The 25,409-nt window shown below is 63.9% G+C and carries 20 protein-coding genes; 16 read left to right on the forward strand and 4 right to left on the reverse strand.

What is annotated here, in order from left to right:
- The 3 genes from QZY44_RS19745 to QZY44_RS19755 form a co-directional block, all read left to right on the forward strand.
- Positions 1-264: transglutaminase family protein (locus QZY44_RS19745; protein WP_295450491.1), on the forward strand; the 264-nt coding region annotated here is incomplete at its 5' end.
- A 180-nt stretch (positions 265-444) separates the two neighbouring features.
- Positions 445-1,203 carry a class I SAM-dependent methyltransferase gene (locus tag QZY44_RS19750; RefSeq protein WP_295450494.1) on the forward strand — a complete coding sequence of 253 codons (759 nt, stop codon included), beginning with the start codon at positions 445-447 and terminating at the stop codon, positions 1,201-1,203.
- 147 nt (positions 1,204-1,350) lie between these two features.
- Positions 1,351-2,478 (forward strand): aminotransferase class V-fold PLP-dependent enzyme, encoded by a 1,128-nt coding sequence (locus QZY44_RS19755; protein WP_295450497.1) that lies wholly within the window; start codon positions 1,351-1,353, stop codon positions 2,476-2,478.
- A 212-nt stretch (positions 2,479-2,690) separates the two neighbouring features.
- On the opposite strand, the gene QZY44_RS19760 is transcribed toward QZY44_RS19755, so the two are convergent.
- Positions 2,691-3,119: a DUF2442 domain-containing protein gene (locus QZY44_RS19760; protein ID WP_295450499.1), complete on the reverse strand. Its 429-nt coding sequence runs from the start codon at positions 3,117-3,119 to the stop codon at positions 2,691-2,693.
- An 11-nt stretch (positions 3,120-3,130) separates the two neighbouring features.
- A complete protein-coding gene (locus tag QZY44_RS19765) occupies positions 3,131-3,358 on the reverse strand; it encodes a DUF4160 domain-containing protein (RefSeq protein WP_295392975.1) in 228 nt (75 codons plus the stop codon).
- Between the two features lie 184 nt (positions 3,359-3,542).
- On the opposite strand from QZY44_RS19765, the gene ubiD reads away from it, so the two are divergent.
- The 11 genes from ubiD to ccmI all read left to right on the forward strand — a co-directional run bounded on the left by ubiD (position 3,543) and on the right by ccmI (position 13,280).
- On the forward strand, positions 3,543-5,021 hold the full coding sequence (ubiD, locus tag QZY44_RS19770; protein WP_295450502.1) for a 4-hydroxy-3-polyprenylbenzoate decarboxylase: 1,479 nt from the start codon (positions 3,543-3,545) through the stop codon (positions 5,019-5,021).
- A gap of 47 nt (positions 5,022-5,068) precedes the next feature.
- Positions 5,069-6,016, forward strand: a complete 948-nt coding sequence (locus QZY44_RS19775; RefSeq protein ID WP_295450514.1) for an HD-GYP domain-containing protein — start codon at positions 5,069-5,071, stop codon at positions 6,014-6,016.
- 167 nt (positions 6,017-6,183) lie between these two features.
- Entirely contained in the window at positions 6,184-6,801 is a 618-nt protein-coding gene (gene ccmA / locus QZY44_RS19780; RefSeq protein ID WP_295450528.1) for a cytochrome c biogenesis heme-transporting ATPase CcmA, read from the forward strand.
- Entirely contained in the window at positions 6,801-7,472 is a 672-nt protein-coding gene (gene ccmB / locus QZY44_RS19785) for a heme exporter protein CcmB (RefSeq protein WP_295450538.1), read from the forward strand. The genes ccmA and ccmB overlap by 1 nt, the downstream gene beginning before the upstream one ends.
- Positions 7,473-7,494: 22 nt before the next feature.
- Complete coding sequence (gene ccsA, locus QZY44_RS19790; protein WP_295450554.1) at positions 7,495-8,256, forward strand: cytochrome c biogenesis protein CcsA; 762 nt, start codon at positions 7,495-7,497, stop codon at positions 8,254-8,256.
- A gap of 5 nt (positions 8,257-8,261) precedes the next feature.
- Entirely contained in the window at positions 8,262-8,444 is a 183-nt protein-coding gene (ccmD, locus tag QZY44_RS19795; RefSeq protein ID WP_295450587.1) for a heme exporter protein CcmD, read from the forward strand.
- A complete protein-coding gene (gene ccmE, locus QZY44_RS19800; protein WP_295450558.1) occupies positions 8,441-8,935 on the forward strand; it encodes a cytochrome c maturation protein CcmE in 495 nt (164 codons plus the stop codon). The genes ccmD and ccmE overlap by 4 nt, the downstream gene beginning before the upstream one ends.
- The gene (locus QZY44_RS19805) at positions 8,932-10,914 is read left to right on the forward strand and encodes a heme lyase CcmF/NrfE family subunit (protein ID WP_295450561.1); all 1,983 of its coding nucleotides are present in this window, start codon (positions 8,932-8,934) and stop codon (positions 10,912-10,914) included. The genes ccmE and QZY44_RS19805 overlap by 4 nt, the downstream gene beginning before the upstream one ends.
- A gap of 25 nt (positions 10,915-10,939) precedes the next feature.
- Positions 10,940-11,482, forward strand: coding sequence for a DsbE family thiol:disulfide interchange protein (locus QZY44_RS19810; protein WP_295450564.1), 543 nt, complete (start codon positions 10,940-10,942; stop codon positions 11,480-11,482).
- Positions 11,479-11,982, forward strand: a complete 504-nt coding sequence (locus tag QZY44_RS19815; protein ID WP_295450567.1) for a cytochrome c-type biogenesis protein — start codon at positions 11,479-11,481, stop codon at positions 11,980-11,982. Before QZY44_RS19810 ends, QZY44_RS19815 begins: the two co-directional genes overlap by 4 nt.
- Complete coding sequence (ccmI, locus tag QZY44_RS19820; protein ID WP_295450570.1) at positions 11,979-13,280, forward strand: c-type cytochrome biogenesis protein CcmI; 1,302 nt, start codon at positions 11,979-11,981, stop codon at positions 13,278-13,280. The genes QZY44_RS19815 and ccmI overlap by 4 nt, the downstream gene beginning before the upstream one ends.
- A 598-nt stretch (positions 13,281-13,878) precedes the next feature.
- Here the strand turns inward: ccmI and QZY44_RS19825 are convergent.
- Together QZY44_RS19825 and QZY44_RS19830 are read right to left on the reverse strand one after the other, a co-directional pair.
- The gene (locus QZY44_RS19825; protein WP_295450573.1) at positions 13,879-18,840 is read right to left on the reverse strand and encodes a DUF1566 domain-containing protein; all 4,962 of its coding nucleotides are present in this window, start codon (positions 18,838-18,840) and stop codon (positions 13,879-13,881) included.
- Between the two features lie 158 nt (positions 18,841-18,998).
- The gene (locus tag QZY44_RS19830; protein WP_295450577.1) at positions 18,999-19,547 is read right to left on the reverse strand and encodes a DUF1566 domain-containing protein; all 549 of its coding nucleotides are present in this window, start codon (positions 19,545-19,547) and stop codon (positions 18,999-19,001) included.
- A gap of 467 nt (positions 19,548-20,014) precedes the next feature.
- On the opposite strand from QZY44_RS19830, the gene fusA reads away from it, so the two are divergent.
- Both fusA and QZY44_RS19840 read left to right on the forward strand, forming a co-directional pair.
- Positions 20,015-22,060, forward strand: a complete 2,046-nt coding sequence (gene fusA, locus QZY44_RS19835) for an elongation factor G (RefSeq protein ID WP_295450580.1) — start codon at positions 20,015-20,017, stop codon at positions 22,058-22,060.
- Positions 22,061-22,566: 506 nt separating this feature from the next.
- A complete protein-coding gene (locus QZY44_RS19840; RefSeq protein WP_295450584.1) occupies positions 22,567-24,918 on the forward strand; it encodes an N-6 DNA methylase in 2,352 nt (783 codons plus the stop codon).
- Positions 24,919-25,409 lie beyond the last annotated feature (491 nt).

Raw genomic sequence — 25,409 nt, forward strand, 5'->3', positions numbered from 1 at the left:
ACCATCCCGGCCCAGGGTCCGCTGGTCTTCGAGATCGTCGACACCTGGAACCGCGCGAGCCTGGGCGGCTGCACCTACTATGTCGCCCACCCGGGCGGGAGGAGCGAGAGCAATTTCCCGGTCAATAGCTATGAGGCCGAAAGCCGGCGCATCGCCCGCTTCCGGCTCATGGGCCATACCGCGGGGCTCATTGATGCACCGGCGGAGGAGCCGGCCGGGGAGCATCCCTACACACTTGATCTGCGGTATCGGGCGGGGTGTTGAGCGGTTAATCCAGGGCCGTCCTTCCGGCAGGATGCCGGAAGGACACCGCCAGGAATGTCCATTCCCGGCCGGCGCCAACCGGCAAAGCGCCAGGGGTCGCCGAGAGAAATTGCCATGCAAGAGCGCTAAGCAGGGAATATCCGGGAATCCGAAATGCACCACCCAACAGAGTGATGACTCATGCGCAAATTCAAGGATAAAATCAGGTCGCTTGAAGCTTTAGAGGCTATCCGAGATTATCTACCGAACGACCATTCAAACCGTCAATCACTGAATACTTATATTCAACAGTTTCTTAGCCAGTCAACCGACTCCGTCACAGTGCTTGATCTTGGTTGTGGCGATGGAAACTCTGCTGATCTTTTCCAGCGGATCACTAATAAAGTAACTTGGCACGGCGTTGATATCGAAGACTCACCAGAAGCAAGAAAGCGAACCCGTGAACATGAATCTATTCTGACTTATGATGGTGTTAACCTGCCATACTCCAACAACACCTTCGATCTGATTTACTGTAATCAGGTTCTAGAGCATGTCCGTTCCCCAGATGCACTCATTGCGGAAGCTTTTCGCACTCTGAAGCCTAATGGCTTGTTTGTTGGGGCCGTTTCCTATCTAGAGCCGTACCACTCATATAGCATCTTTAATTTTACTCCTTACGGGATCGTTCGAGTGTGTAGCGATGCCGGATTTGCGCTTGAAGAGATACGGCCGGGCCCCGACGCGTCGCTTCTGATCAATCGTCAACTATTGAATCGCTCCAAGATATTGCGCCTGGTATGGAACAAGAATTACTTGCATATGATGCTGGATTTGATTGGGAGTCTCTTTCGTTTAGGGTGTCGCGAACGGAACTTCCTCAAAGTTCAGTTTGCTGGGCATCTCGTTTTTCTGGCAAGGCGTCCAGCCAACACACCGAACCATGACCATCGCGCCTGACAATCCGCTCCATACCGCCCACCCAATATGATCAAGGTCTCCAGCGGCGGTGATCATTACCGACAATCGTTACAATCACGTACATAGCGCAGGCACTCGACCTGCCCCACGTCCGCCCGGCGCCGCCGGGTGCTTTTTGAGGTGACCATGCCCGGCTTACTCCCCAACGTCGATCCCGACGGCCTGCTCGAATACTCGGTGGTCTTCACCGACCGCTCGCTCAACCACATGTCCCAGGCCTTCCAGCACGTGATGCGCGACCTGTCCGCCATGCTCAAGGACGTGTATCACGCCCAGGCCGTGGCAATCGTGCCCGGCGGCGGCACCTATGGCATGGAGGCCGTGGCACGCCAGTTTGCCACCGGCAAGAAAGCGCTGGTGATCCGCAACGGTTGGTTCAGCTACCGCTGGACGCAGATCTTTGACATGGGCTCCATCCCGAGCGAGTCCGTGGTGCTCAAAGCCCGGCAGATCGCCGAGGGTCCGCAGGCGGCCTTCGCCCCGGCGCCGATCGCGGAGGTCGTGGCCGCGATTGCCGAGCACCGGCCGGACATCGTGTTCGCGCCGCATGTGGAGACCTCGGCCGGGATCATCCTGCCCGACGATTACCTGAAGGCCGTGGCCGACGCGGTACACGCGGTCGGCGGCATGTTCGTGCTCGACTGCGTCGCCTCGGGTGCCATCTGGGTGGACATGCAGGCGATCGGCGTCGACGTCCTGATCAGCGCTCCGCAGAAAGGGTGGACCAGCACGCCCTGCGCCGCCCTGGTGATGCTGAGCCCCTTGGCACGCGAGCGCATCGACGCCACCACCAGCTCCAGCTTCGCCTGTGATCTCAAGAAGTGGTTGCAGATCATGGCCGCCTACGAGGGTGGCGGCCACGCCTACCACGCCACCATGCCCACTGACGGACTCGCGCAACTGCGCGACGTGATGAAGGAGGCCGCGGCCTACGGCTTTGAGAAGGTGCGGGCTGAGCAATGGGAACTCGGCACCCGCGTGCGCGCGCTGCTTCAGTCCCGCGGCATCCGCAGCGTGGCCTCGGAGGGTTTCCAGGCGCCGGGCGTGGTGGTGAGTTACACCAGCGACGAGGGCTTAAGCAGCGGCGCCAAGTTCGTAGCCGTCGGCGTGCAGAGCGCCGCTGGCGTGCCGTTGCAATGCGACGAGCCGGCCGGGTTCAAGACCTTCCGCCTAGGGCTGTTCGGGCTCGACAAGCTGCACAATGTCGAGCGAACGGTGGCGAACCTGGAGCGGGCGCTGGATCAGGTGCTCTGAAGCGCTGCCGCGTCTCTCGTTCCGACGTCGAAAATTCTCCCGTAGGTTGGGCAGAGCGCAGCGAATCCCATCGCTTCCGCGTCCATCAGGCGTCAATTGCTGGGTTTCGCTGCGCTCAACCCAGCCGGTGGCTGCGCCGGACGGACGGTGAAGCGCGGACGCGGGTCCGGCTGGAGCCTCGGCCCCCAGCATCATCTCGGCGGGCCGAAACCTCAGCGCGGCCCCCGGTCCGCCTCCCATCCCTTGCAGGCAAGCGCGATGTAGCGCGGAACCGGTCGCGCGCCGGTGCCGTACGCGCTCACCGTGCGGGGTGTCAGGCCTAGGGCGGCGGCGGCCTGGGCGAGCGACAGGCCATGACGCGAGCGCCATTGAACGAAGGTGCGGGTGTTCTCGTCCGGCGCCTGTTGTGCCTGCAGGTCCAGCCAGAGGGTGTCGGCGCCGATCTGGATGTCCAGCGCCGGCCAGGTGACGGTCCAACCCTCGCCGGGGATGACCATGGCCGCGGCAAAGGCGGAGGCCTCGCGCAGTGGGGAGAGGCCCGGGGAGGCATCGAGCAGCGGCATGAAATCCAGCGTGTAGGTCCGCCCGTCGACGAATGTCAGACGCAGCCGGTGGCCCGAAAGCGCTTCTGCGCTGTTCAAGCGGGGGCGTTTCATGAGTGCCATCGGTGCCATTCCTCCATCAGTTCGTCGCGATGCGCCGTGACCCAGGCCAATACATCGGCTTGCAGTCCGCGGGGCCAGACGCCATCCGAGTCCAGGGTGGCAAGATCGATGATCACATCGACGCTGCCGCCAACCAGGTGGACGTGTGCCGGCGCGTGGTCCCGCTCGCGCAACTCCAAGCGGTACTTGCCGCGAAAGCGGTGTTTACTCGTCATGGGGCGATGGTATAGAAATCATTTCTAGGACGCAAGGCGCCTGGCCGTGCGGGCCGGGCGGGCTCGGGTCCAGCTGAAGCCTCGACCAGTTGATTCGAGGGCGGGGCTTCTTCTTGAGTTGAGTAACCCCCGCCGATCCCCGATCATGCCCCCCCGACCCGCAGATCCTGATGGCACCGCGCACATGAAATACGCCGACCTCCGTGACTTCATCGACCAACTGGAAGCCCGCGGGGAGCTCAAACGCGTCCGCATGGAGGTGGACCCGTACCTGGAGATCACCGAGATCTGTGACCGCACACTGCGCACGGGCGGTCCGGCGCTCCTGTTCGAGCGGCCCAAGGGGTCGCGGATTCCGCTGCTCGGCAACCTGTTCGGCACCCCGCAACGGGTGGCCTTGGGCATGGGCGAGGAGTCCGTGACCGCCCTGCGCGAGGTCGGTCGGCTGCTGGCGTTCCTGAAGGAACCGGAGCCGCCCAAGGGGATGCGCGAGGCCTGGGCCGCGTTGCCGATCTTCAAGAAGGTCCTGGACATGGCGCCCAAGGTGCGCAGCCGTGCGCCCTGCCAGGAGCAGGTCTTTGCCGGTGAGCAGGTGGACCTGGGGCGCTTTCCCATCCAGCACTGCTGGCCGGGTGACGCTGCGCGGCTCATCACCTGGGGTCTGGTGATTACCCGCGGGCCGGAGAAGGCGCGCCAGAACCTCGGCATCTACCGGATGCAGGTGTTGGGACGCAATCGGGTCATCATGCGCTGGCTGGCCCACCGCGGCGGGGCCTTGGACTTCCGGGACTTCCAATGCGCCCACCCGGGCCAGCCCTTCCCGGTCGCGGTGGCCCTGGGGACGGACCCGGCGACCATCCTGGCGGCCGTCACGCCGGTGCCCGACAGCCTGTCTGAATATGCCTTCGCCGGCCTGCTGCGGGGCAGCCGCACCGAGGTGGCCGCCTGCCTGGGGTCGGACCTGCAGGTGCCGGCGCGCGCCGAGATCGTGCTGGAGGGCCACATCCATCCCAACGACCTGGCACCGGAAGGCCCCTTCGGCGACCATACCGGCTATTACAATGAGGTCGACCGCTTCCCGGTCTTCACCATCGAACGGATCACGCAGCGGGCGGACCCCATCTACCACAGCACCTATACCGGCCGGCCGCCGGACGAGCCGGCGATCCTCGGGGTGGCCCTGAACGAGGTCTTCGTGCCGATCCTGTGTAAGCAGTTCCCGGAGATCGTGGATTTTTACCTGCCGCCGGAGGGCTGTTCCTACCGGCTCGCGATCGTCAGCATGAAAAAGCAATACCCGGGACACGCCAAACGGGTGATGATGGGGGTCTGGTCGTTCCTGCGTCAGTTCATGTACACCAAGTTCGTCATCGTGGTGGACGAGGACGTGAACACGCGGGACTGGAAGGACGTGATCTGGGCCATGACCACCCGCATGGACCCGGTGAGGGACACGGTGCTGATAGAGAACACCCCGATCGATTATCTGGACTTCGCCTCCCCGGTGTCCGGGCTCGGGTCCAAGATCGGCTTCGACGCCACCAACAAGTGGCAGGGGGAGACGACCCGTGAATGGGGTCAGCCGATCCGCATGGATGCGGCGGTGCGCGAGCGGGTGGATCGGATCTGGGACGATCTGGGGATCATGGACCCACGGACCTAGCAGCGCGACGCCCCCAACACCCTGACAGGTGAACACCGAGAAAGGCCGTGCAACTCCACAACACCGAAACCATTTTGCTGCCCACTCCGGAGTTCTACCGGACGCCGGAACCCAAGCACCAGGCCTACCTGATTCCCCAGACCGGCACCGCGCGACCGCTCTGCTTGGATGCCCCAGAGTGTCTCGTCGGGCGCGGGGACAACGTGGACTATGTGATCGCCGATCCGCGGGTGTCGCGTCAACATGCCAAGGTGCTAGCGTTGCACAATCGCTACTATGTGCAGGACCTGGGCAGCGTCAACGGGACTTACCTTAACGGCGACCGCGTCGAGAACGAGCGCCTGGCCCACGGCGACTTGGTCATGTTCGGCGGCACCCTGTTGCGCTTCGAGATCGGCACCGACCTGGATGCCAATTATCTGAAAAAACTCAACCTGGAGACGGTAACATCGCTGGCCGAGGCGGTCGACAAGAAGGACCCCTACACGGGCAGCCACTCGCGCTCCGTCTCGACGGTCGCCGAGCGGTTGGCCGTCGCACTGGGCCTGAGTCAGGCGGTCACGGAGCAGGTACGCATCGCCAGCCGACTCCACGATATCGGCAAGATCGGCGTTCCGGACGCGGTATTGCGCAAACCGGGGCCACTCACGCCGGAGGAGTTCGCCCTGATCCGCAAACATCCGGCGGACGGCGCCGCCATCCTCTCTCCACTCGAGTTTCTCGTTGACGTGCTGCCGGCGGTCCGGCAGCATCATGAGCGATTCGACGGCCAGGGCTATCCCGACGGCCTCGCGGGAACGGACATCGTGCTGGCCGCCCGCATCATCCAGGTGGCCGACACCTATCATGCGATGGCCTCGACCCGGCCCTACCGACCGGCCCAACCGCTTGCGTACATCCGTGGGGAGTTCGCCCAGCACGCGGGGACCCAGTTCGATCCCGACGTCGTCGGCGCGCTGCTGCGTGTCCTGCCGGCCCTGCATGTACCGAACTGACGAACGCGCGCGGGACTGCTGGCTGGTGAACAACCGGTAAGTTGTAGAAAGCGGCCCCAGCGTATAAGGTTACCGCCTTTCGTCGGCCCGCTCCGGCCAGCCCCGGGGCGCGGGCGCCGCCGGAACGGCGTTGTCACCCCATACACCTTACGGATTCTCCTTACCCCATGCTCCAGGCGGCGAAGCTCGAATGTCGGCGCGGCGACCGTTTGCTGTTCTCCGGACTGGACTTGCAGATCGACGCGGGGACCCTGCTGCATGTGCGCGGGCGCAACGGCAGCGGGAAGACGACGCTGCTGCGCACCCTCTGCGGACTCTTCACCCAGGATGCGGGTGAGGTGCGCTGGAAGGGTGAGTCCATCCGTACACTGGCGGAAGATTACCGCAGCGATCTCCTCTATCTCGGGCACCTCAACGGCATCAAGGGAGACCTCACCGGGGTGGAGAACCTCCGCCTGGCGGCGACCCTGGATGGCGACCGGATCGGCGTCGACGCGGTGTGGTCCGCGCTGGGACGGATCGGCCTCACCGGTTTCGAGGACCTGCCGACGCGAATGCTGTCGCAGGGACAGAAGAAACGGGTAGCCCTGGCGCGACTGATCCTGAGCCGCGCGCCCCTGTGGATACTGGACGAGCCCTTCACGGCCCTGGACGTGGCGGCGGTCGACCTGCTCCAGGGGCTGATCGCGGACCATGTGGCGGCGGGGGGGCTCGCGGTGCTCACCACCCACCAGGAGGTCCCACTGACCTCGGGCCAGGCACGTCACCTGGACCTGGGCGCCTGATGTTCAAGGTCTTCTGGAGTGTACTGCACCGTGACCTGCTGCTGGCCATGCGCCGGCGCACGGACGTGCTGACCACGCTGTTTTTCTTCGTGATCGTGGTGAGCCTGTTTCCCTTGGGCGTCGGCACCGAGCACGCGGTGTTGCGGGTCCTGGGCCCGGGCGTGGTCTGGGTGGCGGCCCTGCTGGCGTCCATGCTGGCCCTGGAGCGGCTGTTCGCCGCGGACTACGAGGACGGGACCCTGGAGCAACTGTTGTTGACCGGTCAGCCGCTGGTGCTGCTGACCCTGGCCAAGGTCACGGCCCATTGGCTGCTGACCGGGCTGCCACTGGTGTTGATTGCGCCGCTGGTGGGGATGCAGTATCACCTGAGCGACTCGGCCGTCGCGGTCATGATGGTCTCGCTGTTCCTGGGCACCCCGGTGCTGAGCCTGATCGGGGCCATCGGCGCGGCCCTGACGCTGGGGCTGCGCGGCGGCGGCATCCTGTTGGCGTTGCTGATCCTGCCGCTCTACATCCCGGTGCTGGTCTACGGGGCCGGGGCGGTTGAGGTCGGCGCGGTGGCATTCGGCGAGGCCCGACCCTATTTGACCCTCCTCGCCGCCTTTCTCGTGGCCGCACTCGCACTGGCGCCGTTCGCATCCTCCGCGGCATTGCGTATCTCCATTGAATAACAAGCACCTGCAGCAATAACCGATGACACTTCCCTGGTCCAGATTCGCCGCTCCGGCGACCTTCTACCCACTGGCAGGCCGGCTGATCCCGATCTTCTGGGTGCTGGCCGCCGCCCTGATCCTCACCGCTTTCTATTGGGGCTTCTTCGAGACCCCGGACCAACTCGGCGGCAGCAATGCCCAGAAGGGGTATTATCGGATCATCTTCATCCATGTCGGCAGCGCCTGGATGTCCATGTGGCTCTACGGCATGCTGGTGCTCTGGGCCGCGGTAGGACTGGTCTTCAAGACCAGGCTGTCATTCATGATGGCCAACGCCATTGCGCCGACCGGGGCCATCTTTACCTTTCTGGCGCTGTGGACCGGGGCCATCTGGGGGCGCCCGAGTTGGGGGACCTATTGGGATTGGGACCCGCGGCTGACCTCCGAGCTGATCCTGTTCTTCCTCTATGTCGGCTACATCGCACTGCACTCGGCCATCGACGACAGCCGCCGGGCGGACCGCGCGGCCTCGCTGCTGGCGATCGTGGGACTCGTGATGGTGCCGGTGATCTTCTGGTCCATCAACTGCCCGGACCCCAACCAATGCGCGGCCCTGCACCAGCGCTCCGGGCTCGGGAAGGTCGACGGCAATATCCTGTTCGCCATGCTCACTATGACCCTGGGATTCTGGATGTATTCATTCGCCACCACCCTGATGCGCCTGCGCGGCATCATTCTGACCCGCGAGGCCGAAACCAGCTGGGTCCAGGACCTGATCCGCAGCGAGGGCCGGCCAGCATGAAACCGCTGATGGAATTTCTTGCACAGGGCGGCTTCGCCGGTTATGTCTGGAGCGCCTACGGTATGACCCTGGCACTGCTGGTGATCGAAACGGTGAGCCTGCGCCGCCAGCGTCGCGCCATCCTGGCGCGCCTGAGCCGCTTACTGCGGTTACGCGGTACTGAAGATCACCGCGGAGACCAGCCATGAAGGCGAGACAGAAACGCCTGGTCCTGGTCGGGGTCGCGATCCTCGGTGTCGGCGCCGCGGCGACGCTGGCGATCAGCGCACTGCAGAGCAACATCTCCTATTTCTTCAGCCCCACCCAAGTGGTGAAGCATGAGGCCCCGGCCGATCGGGTCTTTCGGATCGGCGGGCTGGTGTCCAAGGGCTCGCTCGCACGGGCGGCGGACGGGCTGACGGTGACCTTCGACGTGACCGATCTGGCCCAGACCGTCAAGGTTTCCTACACCGGCATACTCCCGGACCTCTTCAAGGAGGGCCAGGGGGCCGTGGCCAGGGGCCGACTGGGACCGGATGGGGTTTTCCGCGCGGAGGAAGTCTTAGCCAAACACGACGAGGCCTACATGCCCCCCGAGGTAGCGGACAGTCTAAAATCGGCCCATGCTCAGGGCGCGCAGAACGCAACGGTCAATGCCGCGACGACCTCTGGGGCGCGCCCTGAGAAGGTGACCCGATGATCCCCGAACTCGGACACTTTGCACTGATCCTGGCCTTGGGGCTCGCCATCACCCAGGCGGTCGTGCCGCTCTGGGGCTCATTCAACGGCCGCCGCGCCTGGATGGAGATGGCCCGTCCCCTGGCCTGGGGCCAGTTGACCTTCCTCGCGCTGGCGTTCGCCTGCCTGGTCAAGTCCTTCGTCGCCAGCGACTTCTCGGTGCTCTATGTCGCGAGCAACTCCAACAGCCTGCTGCCGACCATCTATAGGGTCTCTGCGGTGTGGGGCGCCCACGAGGGCTCACTGTTGCTATGGGCACTGCTGCTCGCCCTCTGGGGCGCGGCGGTCGCCAGCTTCAGCCGCAACCTGCCGCTGCCGATGATCTCGCGGGTGATCGCGGTGCAGGCGATGATCGCCATCGGCTTCCTGCTCTTCATGCTGCTGACCTCCAACCCCTTCGAGCGCATCTTCCCGGTGCCGGCGGAGGGGCGGGATCTCAATCCGCTGCTCCAAGACTTGGGGTTGGCCATCCACCCGCCCATGCTCTACATGGGTTATGTAGGCTTCTCGGTCGCCTTTGCCTTCGCCATCGCGGCGCTGATCGGCGGCAACCTGGACGCCGCCTGGGCGCGCTGGTCGCGGCCCTGGACCACGGTGGCCTGGATCTTTCTCACCATCGGCATCGCGCTCGGCTCTTGGTGGGCCTATTACGAACTGGGCTGGGGCGGCTGGTGGTTTTGGGACCCGGTGGAAAACGCCTCCTTCATGCCCTGGCTGGTGGGTACTGCACTGATCCATTCGCTGGCGGTGACTGAGAAGCGCGGGGCCTTCAAGAGCTGGACGGTGCTGCTGGCCATCGCCGCCTTCTCACTCTCGCTGCTCGGGACCTTCCTGGTGCGCTCCGGGGTGCTCACCTCGGTCCACGCCTTTGCGACCGACCCGGCGCGGGGCACCTTCATCCTGATCTTCCTGGTGATTGTGATCGGCGGCTCGCTCGCGCTCTATGCCTGGCGCGCCCCGGCCATCTCCGGCGGCGGGCGCTTCGATCTGGTCTCGCGCGAGAGCTTCCTGCTGATCAACAACCTACTGCTGGCCACCCTGGCCGCGCTGGTCCTCTTCGGTACGCTGGCCCCGTTGATCTATGAGGCGGCCGGCTGGGGCAAGATCTCGGTCGGTTTCCCCTGGTTCAACATGATGTTCGTCGCACTCACCCCGCTGCTGGTGCTGGCCATGGGCATCGGCCCACTGGTGCGCTGGAAGCACGATGAACCGAACCGGCTGCTGCGACTGCTGTGGGTCGCGCTGGTGCTGAGCTTCGCCCTGGGCCTGCTCGCCGCGACAGGTAAGGTCCTGCCCGGCAATTTCCATGTCGGGCTCGGGCTCGGGCTCACCGCCTGGATCGTACTCACTCACCTAATCGCGCTGGGGGAGCGCCTCACCCATCGCGGACTGCGCGGGTTCACGACCGACCTCAAAGGACAGGGCCGCAGTTGGTACGGCATGTGGCTCGCGCATATCGGCATGGCCACCTCAATCGTCGGCGTCGCCATGGTCACCAGCTTCGGCATCGAAACCGACGTGCGGATGGCGCGCGGCGCGTCCCACGAGGTCGCCGGCTACCGCTTCCAATTCAACGGGGTCACGACGCGGACCGGCGCGAACTACCAGGCCAGGCGCGGCGAATTCGTGATCTTCCTAGGCGACCGGCAGGTCACCGTTCTGCACCCGGAGAAACGCGCCTATGTGGCGGGCGGCATGCCCATGACCGAGGCCGGGATCGACCCGGGCCTGCTACGCGACCTCTATGTCTCACTGGGTGAGCCCGTGGGCGACCAAGGGGACTGGGCCGTGCGGCTCTACTACAAGCCCTATGTACGCTGGATCTGGCTGGGCGGGATACTGATGGCCCTGGGCGGCGGACTCGCCGTCAGCGACCGGCGCTACCGTTCAGCCCGCCGCCACGCCACCCTGCCTGCCGGCGCCGCCCCGGCCGCGGCCTGACCGGCACATCAACCGAGGATCGACGATGGCAAGTTCCACCACCCGCTATCTGGTGCCGCTCGGCGCCTTTCTGGCGCTCGCCGCCCTGCTCTACTACGGGCTCGGACTGGACCCCAGCAAGGTCCCCTCCCCCCTGGTCGACAAGCCGTTACCGGCCTTCCAGCTTGAGTCACTGAAGGAGCCGGGCAAGACGCTGAGTTCAGACCTCTTGAAGGGCAAGGTGTCACTGGTCAACGTCTGGGCCTCCTGGTGCCCGTCCTGCCGCCAGGAGCACGCAGAGCTGGTGCGCATCGCCCGTGAATCCGGCGTCCAGGTGATCGGTTTCAACTGGAAGGACGAGCGCGCGGCCGCCTTAGAGATGCTGCAACGCTTCGGCGACCCCTACGCGATGAGCTTCTATGACCCGAACAACCAGGTCGGCATCGACCTGGGGGTCTATGGTGCACCCGAGACCTTCGTGGTCGACGCCGCCGGGATCATCCGCCACAAGCGCATCGGACCCATCGACCGCAAGGTCTGGGAGAATGAGATGCTGCCCGTGATTCAACAACACGGCCCCAAGCAATGAGTCCCAAACGCCTGCTCGCCCCCGCCCTGGTGGGCGCCCTACTCGCCTGGGGCCTGGTCCCGACCCAGGCCCCGGCCGCGACGCTGCAAGAATTCACCTTCGACACCCCGGCTCAGGAACAGGCCTTCCGCGAGTTGACCGGTAAGATGCGCTGTCTGGTGTGCCAGAACGAGTCGCTTGCGGCATCCCAGGCGGACGTCGCCCAGGACCTGCGCCGGAAGGTCTACTCGATGATGAAGGAAGGCAAGGACCAGGCCACCATCATCGCCTTTGTCGTCGACCGTTATGGGGACTTCGTGCTGTACCAACCCCCGGTCAAGCCCTCGACTTATCTGCTGTGGTTCGGTCCCTTCGTCCTGGTCGGGATCGGCGGATTCCTCTTGCTGCGTAACCTGCGACGCCAGGGCACCGCACCCGAACCCGCCCTGAGCCCGGCCGATCAGGCCCGCATCGCGCAACTACTCGCCGCCGGCGACGACCAACAAGACCCAGCCAAATGACTATTTTTTGGATACTCGCCGCCGGACTCACGGGTCTGGCCATCCTATTCATTCTGTGGCCCTTGTTGCGCGCCCCGACGGCTGGCACCAGACCGAGCCAAGGGCAGTTGAATCTCGAGGTCTTCCGCCGTCGACGCGAAGAACTGGACGGCGACTTGGCCGCTGGGGTACTCGAACAAGCGCAGTACGACACGGCGCTCAAAGACCTGGAGCGGGAACTGCTGCATGATCTCGGTGGGGACCCCACACTCCCAGCGGCGCCCCTGGCCGGCGCCGGTCGGGCGCCCATCCTGGCCCTGCTGCTGGCGCTCGCGCTGCCCACGGGGGCCGTCCTCATCTATCTGCAACTCGGCGATCCCGGCATCATCGCCACACTCGCGGCGACTGGCACGGCCGCAGACACCCCAGCGGGTCCTAGAGACCAGGCGCCGTCCATGGATGCACTGGTACAGCGGCTGGCCGAACGCTTGGAGAAGAACCCCGGGAACGTGGACGGCTGGCTGATGCTCGGGAACACCTATTTGGCCATGGAACAGCCGAAAAAGGCGCTGGCGGCGGTCGAGCATGCCTACCAACTCGCCCCTGGACAGGTGAGCGTACTGCTGGCCTATGCCGGAGCGCTGGCCACCAACGCCGGTAACAGCCTGAGCGGACGCCCGGCCGAACTGATCCGGACCGCCCTGAAAATCGAGCCCGGAAACCCGGACGCCCGCTGGCTGGATGGCATGCTGGCCTATCAAGAGGGGCGTTTCGCCGCGGCGGCCCAAACCTGGCAGGGGGTCTTGGACGAAATGGACCCGGCCGGCCCGGAGGCGGAGCAGATGGGCCAAATGGCCCAGATGGTCGCCGAAGCGCGCAACCGCGCCGGCCTACCGTCGGCCGCAGCGGTGGACGCCCGGACCCCCGCGGCAAAGGCCGCCGGGGCGCCAGACACGGGCGCCGCAGCAGCGGGCGGACGCATCCAGGTGACCGTCACACTGGCGCCCGCGCTGGCCGCACAGGCCGCACCAGACGACACCGTGTTCATCTTCGCCCGCGCCGCGGACGGCCCGCCCATGCCGCTGGCGGCCCTGCGCATCAAGGCCGCCGACCTGCCGACCACCGTTACCCTGGACGATAGCATGGCCATGATGGCGTCCATGCGACTCTCCGCCTTCCCCGCCGTCGTGGTCGGCGCGCGCATCTCCAAGCGCGGGGAGGCCATGCCCAGCCCCGGAGACCTCGAGGGCCAGACGGGCCCGATCAAGCCGTCCGAGGTACCGACAGTCGCGGTGACCGTCGACCACGCCAGGCCCTGACCCCGGTCGACTGACGCGGACGCCCCTTGATACGATTCAATCTGTCAAATGTGCGAACCAATGCTGCTTTTGCCCGCTGAACTATGGTATCTTATATGAAGATTTCTTGACGATTGCGGCCCGCGGCGCCCCCGATGAGTCCTCCGGTTGGAACTCGGCCCGCCCATCCCGCAACTGGCGTCGTAGATAAAAGTTTTGCAATTACAACCCACTGATCGATGAATCGGCTTAGACTGGCACCATGGAATCGGGGTCCGACTGGCTGACAAGGAATTGACACGGCCAGGATGACTAAGTCAATTCAGAAACTGAACATAATCAATGGGTTATGAGGACAAAATCGCCCTAGAGACGGTTTTACCACTCCCTAGCTGTGCGTCCTTCGGCGGCCAAAAGGCCGCCTTTTTTTGCCCCGCGTTTTATGATTTTCCGCAGAGGCTGAGGAAGATACGCCTGGCCGCCGCAGGGGCTCACCGGCATCTGCCGATCGTCGCGCGCCTTGGCGAACCGTCGGCGGTGGCACAAGCATCCCGCGGAGCCCGCCGCCAGCACTGGAGTATCGCGCGGCCAAGGCCAGATGCCCCAGGTTATAACCCCATCAGCGCTGGATAGCCCGCCACCCTCCCCGATTCGGCAAACACTCCCAGCAAAACCCCGGCGTCGCATCGCACGCATCGCCCACCCCGTCCCGGTCGGCATCAGCCTGGTTCCGATTCGGCACGAGCGGACAGTTGTCCCTGGCGTCCGGGATGCCATCGTTGTCATCATCCGTATCGGCATTGTTACCGATCCCATCACGGTCCGTGTCCAGCTGCTCCTGCGGATCGAGCGGGAAGGCATCAAGGGCATCCGCGACGCCGTCACCATCGGTATCGGCCTTACGCGGGTCCGTGCCCAACTCATATTCCCGGCGGTTGCTCAAGGAGTCGCCATCCGTGTCGAGCGCCGCGTCGCTCGGGTCGAGCGGATTGAGCCCGTGGTCACGCTCCCAGGCATTCGGCATACCGTCCCGGTCGGCGTCCTCGGCCAGACTGCCGACGACCAATGTTGAGACGTTGTTCAACTCGTTCTGCTCGGCCACCGCCCCCGCCTCGTCCGTCGCGAGGAAGAGCGTATAGGTTGGCCCGGGCAAGGCGCTGACGTTCCAGATGGTCTCCAGGTCGACCGCCTGCCCGACCGCCAAGGGGCCAAACGGGAGAGTCGCGAGGATTGGTCCATCCGCGGCGCCGGTGTGGAAGGTCAGTGCGCCGGCCCCGCTCGGCAACGCCCCCTGGTTGACCACCCGCGCGACCACGGAGACCACTTGCCCATCGGTGCCGAGCCATTCCCACCGGCTGTTGGAAACGACCAGATCGGGCAGCACCGCGGTCAGGCTCTGCACATTGTCGGCCCGGTTGGAGTCTGTGAGCACCTGATCCGGATCGACCACCAGAAAGATCACCAGCGGTGCGTCCGTCGCCGGTATCGTCCAGGGCAGGTTCACTGCCTGCTCCGCCCAGGGGGCCAACGGGTCGGCCAGCATCGTCTCCGCGATCGGTGCCCCGCCCTGTTGCGGATCGCCCAAGTAGGCCCTGACCCGCACGTTCGTCTGCGCGGTGTCCCCGGTGTTGACGATCACCGCCTGGATCTGGACTGGATCACCCGGTTTGGGATTCATCGGGAGGGTGTCCAGGCTTCCATCCTTGACCGCGATCCCGCTGGTCACCGTATGCCGGGTCATATAGAGGTCAGTGAGACCGTCCTGCGGGACCGCGAGGCTGACCGTGCGACCCGACAGGGTGCGCACTGTCTGTGCCACCGGGGTCACCTGGGTCCGGTTGTAGAGAACGACCGGACCATCAGACGGAAAGGCCGCCGCCAGGTATTTCTCCGTCTCCGCGTCGGCGGTCAGCGGGCGGGGCTGGCCCCACAGGTCGCCCTGGAGGTCATAGAAAATGGCCTTCAGGTCCGAGCTGAACTCGCCCGGTTCCGCCCAGACGACCATCAGGCGGCCGTCCGCCGCGGCGGCGAGTTGGAAGTCCGCGAGATTGGTGGAGTACTCAGAGGCATAGAGGCTACGGGCCTGACCGAGGTCGCTGAGGGGCGCGTCGACCAAGGACCCGCCCCGCAACCAGACCAGGCGCGGCGCACCCTGGCTGTCGAACGCCAGCTTGGGGTTAGCGTCCACCACCGCGTCATTAGTGAGCCGCTGGAGTGTGCCCCAGGTTCCGCCGACCAGGTTGATCGCAAAGATCTCCTGGTCATCCACGGTCGCGCTGTCCCCGTCCGTGTCCAGGCTCAGCGCCACCGCGCCCGCGCTGCCGTTGTAGGCCAGATCATAGCGCACCAGACCCTCACCAAAGGTCGCGAGGTCCTGGGGCGCACCCCAGGCCGAGCCGTCCCAATGGCTCGCCTTGAGCACGTTCGGCGCCGCGGCCGTACCGCGCACCTGGTTCGCGGCATTCGCGATCCAGAGCACCCACAGGTCGCCGGGAACCCCCGCGACCCGCGGACTTCGGTCCAGGTAGGCATTATCCGTCAGGCGCCGCGACTGCCATTGGCCAGTCTGAGCATCGCGCATCCCGACGCTGATCTCCAAGGCCGCGGCCATTTCCTCGAAGGGGGCGGTATCTGCCAGTACCCCTTTCACGTCCTCCCACACCGCGACCGTGGCACCGTCACCGAAGGTCAGCATGCGCGGATGAAAATCGGCCGTGCCGTCGTCGGCGATGGGTGCGAAGGGACCCCAGGCCGCGCCCTGCCATGCAGAGAACACCGCGGCCGAGCGGTTGATGGCCGAGCGCGCGGGCTCATCGTAGAGCCAGGCGCCCTGCAGCTGATTCCCGGCCGCCGCCAGTGTCACCTGGGATTGGGGAAAGACGACCGCCTGGACCGCCGCCGTCTGAGTGGCATCAAGTGCTGCGGTCCCACCGACCACGCCGCTGGACGCCGCGGCCCGCTGGACGGGCATGGCACCGGCCGGAAATGCCCCGTAACCCGGAGCCCGGAGATAGTCACGCGTCACCACCGCAGCCTTGGTCGGAACCGCCGCAAGGCTGGCGCCCCGTACGTCGGCGGCACTGTCAAGTCCCGGCCCGTGGCAATCGTGCGCAACCAGGTCGCAGCTCCAGTTCCACGGCGCTGCGTCATAGCTGTACATCAATACGTAGGCCCTGCGCCCAACGGCCAGCGTGAGATCGAGCACGCGCGGTTTCGATCGGCCATCGAACACCCAGGCCGCTTTCAGACCACCGCTGATCCAACCCTCTATCGCGATAACCGAATCGACCCCGGCACCGATAGCGCCCCGGGCCTCGGTCTCAAGCGTCACTTCGCCGGTGAGTCGGGCAGCCGTATTCACCATCCCGATGACCCCCAGCTCACCCTGTATTAACGCACTGATGCTCGCTTTAATATACCAAGGCACCGGCACTGCGGCCACCATCGTAACCATCTGCCGGGTGACCTTCGCACTGCCATCCCCGGCCAGGCCAAGCGAAGAGCCATTCCAACCCCAGCTGCAGGTTGTATCAGAATACCGTCCCTCAAGCTGAAGAAACGGAAAGATACTGAACTCTGCCCCGGCCAGGTATTGTTTTGGAATTGCCTTTCGGTTGAACGTCCCTTTATCCATATATTTTACAAGCGCTGCCGTTAATTTCTTAGCATTTGGCTTCCCCCCCAAAGGCCAGTCTTTTCTAAGCGTATCCAGCGCCAACTCTAACCGACCATGTACGGTGCCATCACTCTGCAGCTCCACCTCTACCCGCGGATACCAGTCGAGTTTCATTGGCTTCCCGCCAAACAATGGTATCCAATCAGGAACCGTGATGGCTTCCTTTTCATCAGTGTTAAAAAAGTCCATGTCTGGCGCGCCAATCGGCTTATAGGAAAAGGTATGCCCCTCCTCCGTACGATCCCAAGGATCGAGCATACTCCCAAAGGGATTCGACATCACCCCAAAGTCAGCGCTAAGCAGTGGTGAGTCTTCGGTTTGCGAGACGGCTTTTGCCTTGAGCCCGCCGCAGGCGTAGAACTCAGTGCCAGCATTCAACTGGACGGTGAGTTGATCGGATGCAATCGTCTCTGTGTAGACGTTGTTATCCGTGATCAGCTTGACTGAAACAGGGGCATCTCCGCCCCAGTCGACCTGGGTGCTGAAGTCGACCGGATGATTCATCCCCGCCAGGAAGTAATAGCGCTTCTCGTATTTGCTGGTGATGTCGCTGACTTTGACTTTGGTCGAGACCTTGGTCAAGGACGGGTTGTGGTTCGAGCTCGCCAGCGGTGCGAGGGTAACTGACTGAGTGGACGAACGGTAGCCGGTCTTGCTGACCGTCAGGGTATAGTCCCCGGCCGTAACCCCGGTGAATGAATAGACCCCGGTCGCGGCCGCGGAGACCGTCTGTCCCGCCCCCAACTGCACTGTCGCCCCATCGAGCGGCAGCCCGGTGGCCGCATCTCTGACGACCCCACTCAATTCCGCCGGGCCTTCAATCACAGCGGCGGCGCCCTCTTGCGAGACGGTTAAGCTGCGGCCAGCAATCGTCAGCGTCCCAAGCCGGCCGGTCGTAAGGGTATTGGCGCCGACGGTGTAGTTCACGTCGCCGTTGCCGGTGCCCGACTGAGTTGAAACCTGAATCCAGGATGCATTGCTCACCGCCTGCCAGGCACAGCCGGCGGGAGTGACGACCGCGACCGTGCCACTGCCGCCCGCCGCCCCTTGGGTTTGCTGTGACTGGTTGAGTGCGCTGGTACAGACGGTCCCCACACCAGGCAAGGCCTGTCCGCCACGCACTAACCGAACCGGGTTGGCGTTGCTCTTGTAGTCTCCCCCGGCAGAGCCACCACTGAATAATACGACGCCGGCCAAGTCGGCATTGGCCGCGTTCGGCGAGGAAGACCAATACCGCAACGTAGGCCCCAAATCTGCAAAGTAGTTGGTATCGATAGTCAACCCGGAACCATTGCGATCGACGATTGAGAGCAACTCCTGCCGGCTTGGCAGGCGCCAATCGCCGGCCCCGCACAGACCTGTCCGGTTAACGGCCTGGGTGTAACCCAGGGTGTCGCAGGCGATTGCCCCACCACAAGCCCCCCCATTCGGATAGCCGGCAGACCCGCCGTTGCTGGCCGGGGCCGGGTTATGCCAAGAATAGCTCCAGTCACGATCGCGCAAACCGCCGTCGTTGGTCTTGACCTCCCAAATCAGACCAGTGACGTTATCGCGCACACAGGACCAAGAGGACGCCCCGGACGACATGGCGTTGCCGTTCGCGTCGAGTTTGGTGAATGAGAAACCGGCGTGGCCATCGGAGTCCTGATCCTGAGTGGAATCGCGGCCCCGACTCGCGTCCTGGCCGGGGTAACCGGCGGGTGAGGTCCGGAGAATATTGCGACTGCCATCGGCCCACCAATCGATCCCCGTGTCGTTGAGCGGCCAGGCCGGTGCCACGACCGCCCAGACGCCGCCAGCCCAGAAGGCCGCCAGCAAGGACACAATCACGCGCCACGACACCCCGACAGCGCAGCACCCCGACAGCGTGCCATCAAAGGTCCATTGCTCAGCCTTCATCGCCATGTTTACTCACCACGGAAAATGTCTCACCGCCCGTTTGATGACCAACCGTACCACGCCGACATCGCTCAACCGCGGCACGAGCTACGGGTAACACAATCAGAACCCTAAACTTACCCCTCCGCACCGCGGCGAACACGAGGGATTGCGCAAGCAAATGATTATCCGCCGCGCACCAACCGGACGCGATAGGAGTGGAGCCTATCGATGGTCCCTTGATTACCAGTGGAGGGCAACACGAACCAGGCACTGCCGCTATTACCCATGCCGGGCGACGAGTCGGGTGAGGAAGACCAGTACGGAGAACTATTGGTCGCTGGAAACACCCATAGGTCGATCGCCGGGCCATAGCAAGCCTCCTCAAAGATCGATGTCAGTTCATTGATGTTGGGGAGGCGCCAGTCATCCTTGCCGACGACGATGGCCGTATCCGCGTACTGGAGGGCCTGCTGCCAGGTAAAGCTACTGGCGGTCCCGGTGCAGGTGCCGCCGACCCAGGTCTGTCCCTCGCTGCAGCGCTGCCACTGGAGCCCGGTCATCTTGTCCGTCACAGTTCCGTTACCATTGTCGCTGAACCGGCTGGCCGGGGCGGTAGCGGGGATGCTGTCGTACTTACAGGTCTGCGCGGCGAGCGCATGACCCGCGAAGGCGGCCAAAAGCAGCCAGACGAGTGGGAGCCGGGGACGACTGCAGTGATCGGCGTTGACCATGGTTGCTCCTTAACATTGATGGGACCGTCGCCGCGCGTGGGGGCGGGCAACCAGGGGCAAGCCGCAGCGACAACGGTGGATACTCAACCACGTCCGCGCCGGGCAGCCTGGTCGGGGTTCGGGCAGGCCCGGTCGCGCGATGGCAATACGCTCCTTATAACTAGACGAAAAGTTAATTTCAACGAAGTGTTTGCGTCGGATTTATGGTTCTCCGATAAGGTTTTCGGGAGCACCTGTTGCCGAAGGGCCGGGAGAGCCAGGGCGGTACACGCGACGCACCCGGCTCAGCCCAGGGTCTGCACAGCGATTTTCAGCGCACGTAATTTCCGCAGCCCCCCGCCGGAGCGGCCAGCGAGTTACGGTATAATTTCCAACTTCTGTACAGACCCGTCGGGACGCCGTCGGCCGATCCCTGTCGCCCCGCGCCGCGCCCGTCATGCTCGCTACCATCCAACACAGGATCACCGATGTCTGATTACAACGCCGAGGACGTCCGCAACATCGCCCTAGTCGGGCACGCCGGCAGCGGCAAGACCACCCTGGTCGAGGCCCTGCTCGCCGCCACCGGGGTAATCCCAGTGGCCGGCAGCATCGCCAAAGGGACCACGGTGTGCGACTTCGACCCGCTGGAGAAGGAGTTGCAGCACTCGCTAGACTCCGCCATCACCAGTCTCGACGTCCACGGCAAGCACATCAACATCATCGATACCCCCGGCTACCCGGACTTCCTGGGGCGCAGCATCTCGGTGCTCCCGGCCGTGGAGACGGCTGCGGTGGTCATCAATGCCCAGGCCGGGATCGAGTCGGTCACCCAGCGGATCATGAAACTGCTGGATAACCGCAGCCTGTGTCGGATCATCATCGTCAACCAGATCGACGCCCCTGACATCGATTTAGGTGAGCTCACGACCCAGATCCGCGAGACCTTCGGCGCCGAGTGTCTGCCCATCAACCTGCCGGCGGACGGCGGTACCCGGGTCATCGACTGCTTCTTCCAACCGCAGGGCGAGGGCGCGGACTTCTCCTCGGTCGCCGAGGCCCACGGGCACATCATCGACCAGGTGGTGGAGGTGGACGAGGCCCTGATGGAGATCTATCTGGAGCAGGGGCAGGACCTGGCCCCGGAACAGCTGCATGACCCCTTCGAGGCGGCGCTACGTGACGGCCACCTGATCCCGATCTGCTATTGCTCCGCGACCACCGGGGCCGGTATCCCGGAACTGCTGGAGATCCTGGTGCGACTGATGCCCAACCCGTCCGAGGGCAACCCCCCGGTCTATATGAAGGGCGAAGGTGCGGGAATGGAGCCGGTGACCGTGACGCCAGACCCGCGCCAGCACGCGCTGGCCCACTGCTTCAAGATCATCAATGACCCCTTCCGCGGCAAGCTCGGCATCTTCCGCATCCACCAGGGACGCATCGCCCAGAACAGCCAACTGTTCATCGGCGACGCCCGCAAGCCGTTCAAGGTCAACCACCTGTTCCGGCTCCACGGCAACGAGCAGATCGAGGTGGCAGACGGCGTCCCCGGGGACATCCTGGCGGTCGCCCGGGTGGATGAGATCCACTTCGATGCGGTGCTGCACGACTCGCACGACGAGGATCACCACCACCTGAACACCATGGAGTGCCCGGTGCCGGTGTTCGGGCTCGCCATCACCACGACCAAGCGCGGTGACGAACAGAAGCTCAACGACGCACTGCATAAGCTCCAGGCCGAGGACCCCTGTTTCCACGTCGAGCACCATGCCGCCACCAACGAGACCATCATGCGCGGCCTGGGTGAACTGCACCTGAAGGTCCTGCTGCGACGGCTCTCGGAACAGTTCCATGTGGATGTGACGACCAGCGCGCCGAGCATCCCGTACCGCGAAACCATCTCCGCCAAGGCCGAGGGGCACCATCGGCACAAGAAGCAGACCGGCGGTGCCGGTCAGTTTGGTGAGGTCTTCCTGCGGATCGAGCCCCTGGAGCGGGGCGGCGGGTTTGAGTTCGTGGACGCCGTCGTCGGTGGTGTCATCCCCGGCAACTTCATCCCCTCCATCGAAAAGGGCGTGCGTCAGGTGCTCGCCGAGGGCGCCATCGCCGGCTACCCGCTACACGACGTTCGCGTGACGGTGTACGACGGCAAGTTCCACCCGGTGGACTCCAAAGATATCGCCTTCTCCACCGCCGGGCGCAAGGCCTTCATCGACGCCGTCGACAAGGCCCGGCCGGTGATCCTGGAGCCGATCGTGAAGATCCGCATCGCCGCCCCGGACTCCTGCATGGGCGACCTTGCGGGCGACCTCTCCGGACGGCGTGGGCGCATCAGCGGCAGCGAGACCAAGACCGCCGGGCACATCGCCATCGACGGCGAGGTACCGCTGGCGGAACTCTCCGGCTATGACGCGCGCCTTAAGGCCCTGACCGGCGGTGAGGGGACCTACGGCATCGAACTCAGCCACTATGAGGCGGTACCGGCCAACATCCAGAAGCAGTTGGCGGACGCCTACCAGCGCAGCGAGGACTAGACACCCTTGGAAAACTGAGGTTCCGCCCCCATTCTGCGGAGCCTTGGCGGCCTCATCGCGCCCCCGCCCGCCCGTTGGACGGGGGCACCCGCCGCCTGTCGCTTGAGAGTCCACCATCGGCCGCACGGCCGATCAACCAGCACGGCCCCGGCCAAGAGCGAGCACCATGAGCAAAGAACGCAGCCCCAAGAAAGAGACCAAGAAAAAGTCCGATCTGAGCCTCAAGGAAAAGCGCGCGGTCAAGAAGACCAAGCAGGACAACAAGTCCTAAGATCGCGGCGGGTGGGCCTGGGGTGAAGCGCCCCGGTTGCCTCCTGCCCCGACTCACCTATTGGAGGTCGAGGCTTTAGCCGGACCAGGTCGCGCAGAGGCGATGTCGACCGGCTAGAGCCTCGACCTCCTGTGCCTGTGAGCGAAAGGACCTAATAGGCGGCCTGCGCCAGTCGGGTGTTCGGCCGCACGAACTACGCTCTTGTAGCAAGGCTGCTGGGATAACGAAAGGCAAAATGGACCATTCAGTTCACAATAAGATTGTCGGCTTCATCTGGTCGATTGCCGATGATTTCCTAAGGGACGTCTTCGTCCGCGGCAAGTACCGCGACGTGATCCTGCCAATGTTCGTCCTGCGCCGCCTGGATTGCCTGCTGGAGCCGACCAAAGAGTCCGTGCTGGAAGAGGTCCGCTTCCAGCGCCAGGACGCCCATATGGCCGATTTCGACCCTTATGGCCTACAGGAAGCGTCGGGCTACGTCTTCTACAACACTTCCCGGTTTACACTCAAATCGCTGCTGGGCAATCCGTCACAGCTGGAGGCCAATCTCAAGAACTACCTGGACGGCTTCTCCGACAATGTTAAGGAAATCGTCGACAAGTTCGACTTGCGTAACCAGATCCGCAAGATGGCGCAGTCCGATGTGCTGTATCAGGTCATCGAGAAATTCGTCTCCGACGAGATCAATCTCACGCCCTTTGATCGCAAAGCCCCCGACGGACACATCCAGCCGGGCCTGTCCAATCTCGGCATGGGCTACGCCTTCGAGGAACTGATTCGCAAGTTCAACGAGGAGAACAACGAAGAGGCGGGCGAGCACTTCACCCCCCGTGAAGTGATCAAGCTCATGACCTTCCTGATCTTCATCCCCATCAAGGACCGCCTGCCCAATCCGCTGACGATCTACGATCCAGCCATCGGCAGCGGCGGCATGCTGACCGAATCGCAGAACTTCATCAGCGATCCGGAAGGCGAAATCCGGACCGATGTCAAACTCTTTCTTTATGGCAAAGAGGTGAATCCCGAGACCTATGCCATCTGCAAGTCAGACATGATGATCAAGGGCAACGACCCGGAAAACATCAAGTTCGGCTCCACCCTCGCCAGCAACGAGTTCGCCGGCAAGCGCTTCGATGTCATGGTGACCAACGCGCCCTACGGCAAGTCCTGGAAAAGCGAGCAGGGCAACATTCTGGATGGAAAGGAGGTGACCGACAGCCGGTTCCTCGTGCGTCTTGCCGACTACACAGGTCAGCGCCTCGACATCCTTCCCGCCGTTCCACGCTCCTCCGATGGCCAGCTCTTGTTCCTCATGGAAATGGTCGACAAGATGAAGCCCCTGGCGCAGAGCCCGGTGGGCTCGCGCATCGCCTCCGTCCACAGCGGCTCGGCACTGTTCACCGGCGATGCCGGCAGCGGCGAGAGCAATATCCGCCGCCACGTCATCGAGAACGACTATCTCGAAGCCATCATTCAGCTACCCAACAACCTGTTCTACAATACAGGGATCACCACCTATGTGTGGGTCTTGTCCAACAACAAGGCCCCGCGGCGGCGCGGCAAGGTCCAACTGATCGATGCCGGCAACCTCTACCAGAAGCTGCGCAAGAACCTGGGTGAGAAGAACTGCGAGTTCAGTGAGGCGCATATCCGGGAGATCACCAGGCTTTATCTGGACCTGGCCGATGAGGGCCTGGCCAAGGTCTTCAACAATCGCGATTTCGGCTATTACAAGGTCACGGTCGAGCGGCCCTTGCGCCTGGCCGCGCAATTCTCCGCTGAACGGATTGCCACGCTGCGCTTCACGCCCGGGTTGCAGGAGGTCATGGAGTGGGCCTATGGCAAATATGGTGACGCCGTCTATGAACAGTTGACGGTCCACGCCGAGGCCATCGAGAGCCATTTGGAGCGCGAGGAGATCGGTCTCTCGCCCAAGAATCGCAAGAGACTTCTTGCCGCATCGACCTGGCGAACCCAGCGTGACATCATGGAGATTGCGCAACAACTCGCCACCAAGGTTGACACCGATGAGTTCCTCGATTTCAACTCTTTCAAGGGTCTGGTCGAAGCGGCCGGCAAGACACTGGATCAGAAGCCATCCGCAGCACAGATCAAGCAGATACTCAATGCAGTGAGCTGGCGCGACGAGCGCGCCGCCAAGGTCATCAAGCAATCGGTCAAGCTCACCGGCAAGCGGCTCAACGAGCTGCTGGCCCAATTGGGCACCACCCGTGAGCGGTTGGGCGATTATGGCTATTGGCCGACCGAGACCGGCGAGCATGTCGAGTATGAACCGGACAGCGAACTGCGCGATACCGAGAATGTCCCGCTGGCACTGGATACCGAACTTCCGGCATCCAACGTGATCCATGACTATTTCATCCGTGAGGTTCGCCCGCACGTCGACGAGGCATGGCTGGCCATCGACAAGACCGTGATCGGCTATGAGATCAGCTTCAATAAATATTTCTACCAGCACAAGCCGCTGCGCAGCCTCGAAGAGGTCACGGCCGACATCTTGGCGCTGGAGGCCGAGACCGATGGGCTGCTCAAGCAACTGGTGAGCTTCGTCGGGAGTGCGAAGTGATGGAAGACGACGCGGACCTTGATGATCAATCTCGCGAACGCTCATCGCGACAACCGGCCATGATCATCGCTCCGGCCAGGCGATTGGTCCGCACAGCGGACCCTACGGCTTACGTTGCGCCCGTAGGGTCCGCTGCGCGGACCGACCACTTCACGGCCAGGGCTGTGGCCGGGATTGTGATCAAGGCCCGGCAACCCGTCGCGGCCCGAGGCCGCTCCTACGCCGTAGGGGCGGCCCCCGGCCGCGACGAATGTGAGCGGGAATCGAGTACCTTATTCCGCCTAATCCTGTGCCCCTGGTCAAGCCCCGAAGGGGCGCCACATAACAGCCCAGGGCCACGCCCTGGGTCGGACGTATCCCAGGACCCAGCCCTGAAAGGGCGTGACATAACGAACCCCACCGTTATGTCACGCCCTTTCAGGGCTATGCCGCATCAACAATCCGGACCCAGGGCGTTGCCCTGGGCTGATATGTTCGACCCCGTTGGGGTC

This window comes from uncultured Thiodictyon sp., assembly GCA_903837595.1.
Taxonomy (GTDB): domain Bacteria; phylum Pseudomonadota; class Gammaproteobacteria; order Chromatiales; family Chromatiaceae; genus Thiodictyon.

What these genes read in the sequence shown, in the direction of transcription:
- QZY44_RS19840 (WP_295450584.1), top strand. Translation starts at nt 22,567, where the DNA reads ATGGACCATTCAGTTCACAATAAGATTGTCGGCTTCATCTGGTCGATT.
- fusA (WP_295450580.1), top strand. Translation starts at nt 20,015, where the DNA reads ATGTCTGATTACAACGCCGAGGACGTCCGCAACATCGCCCTAGTCGGG.
- QZY44_RS19830 (WP_295450577.1), bottom strand. Translation starts at nt 19,547, where the DNA reads ATGGTCAACGCCGATCACTGCAGTCGTCCCCGGCTCCCACTCGTCTGG.
- ccmE (WP_295450558.1), top strand. Translation starts at nt 8,441, where the DNA reads ATGAAGGCGAGACAGAAACGCCTGGTCCTGGTCGGGGTCGCGATCCTC.
- QZY44_RS19810 (WP_295450564.1), top strand. Translation starts at nt 10,940, where the DNA reads ATGGCAAGTTCCACCACCCGCTATCTGGTGCCGCTCGGCGCCTTTCTG.
- ccmI (WP_295450570.1), top strand. Translation starts at nt 11,979, where the DNA reads ATGACTATTTTTTGGATACTCGCCGCCGGACTCACGGGTCTGGCCATC.
- ccsA (WP_295450554.1), top strand. Translation starts at nt 7,495, where the DNA reads ATGACACTTCCCTGGTCCAGATTCGCCGCTCCGGCGACCTTCTACCCA.
- QZY44_RS19765 (WP_295392975.1), bottom strand. Translation starts at nt 3,358, where the DNA reads ATGACGAGTAAACACCGCTTTCGCGGCAAGTACCGCTTGGAGTTGCGC.
- QZY44_RS19815 (WP_295450567.1), top strand. Translation starts at nt 11,479, where the DNA reads ATGAGTCCCAAACGCCTGCTCGCCCCCGCCCTGGTGGGCGCCCTACTC.
- QZY44_RS19750 (WP_295450494.1), top strand. Translation starts at nt 445, where the DNA reads ATGCGCAAATTCAAGGATAAAATCAGGTCGCTTGAAGCTTTAGAGGCT.
- ccmB (WP_295450538.1), top strand. Translation starts at nt 6,801, where the DNA reads ATGTTCAAGGTCTTCTGGAGTGTACTGCACCGTGACCTGCTGCTGGCC.
- ccmA (WP_295450528.1), top strand. Translation starts at nt 6,184, where the DNA reads ATGCTCCAGGCGGCGAAGCTCGAATGTCGGCGCGGCGACCGTTTGCTG.
- QZY44_RS19755 (WP_295450497.1), top strand. Translation starts at nt 1,351, where the DNA reads ATGCCCGGCTTACTCCCCAACGTCGATCCCGACGGCCTGCTCGAATAC.
- QZY44_RS19805 (WP_295450561.1), top strand. Translation starts at nt 8,932, where the DNA reads ATGATCCCCGAACTCGGACACTTTGCACTGATCCTGGCCTTGGGGCTC.
- QZY44_RS19825 (WP_295450573.1), bottom strand. Translation starts at nt 18,840, where the DNA reads ATGGCGATGAAGGCTGAGCAATGGACCTTTGATGGCACGCTGTCGGGG.
- ubiD (WP_295450502.1), top strand. Translation starts at nt 3,543, where the DNA reads ATGAAATACGCCGACCTCCGTGACTTCATCGACCAACTGGAAGCCCGC.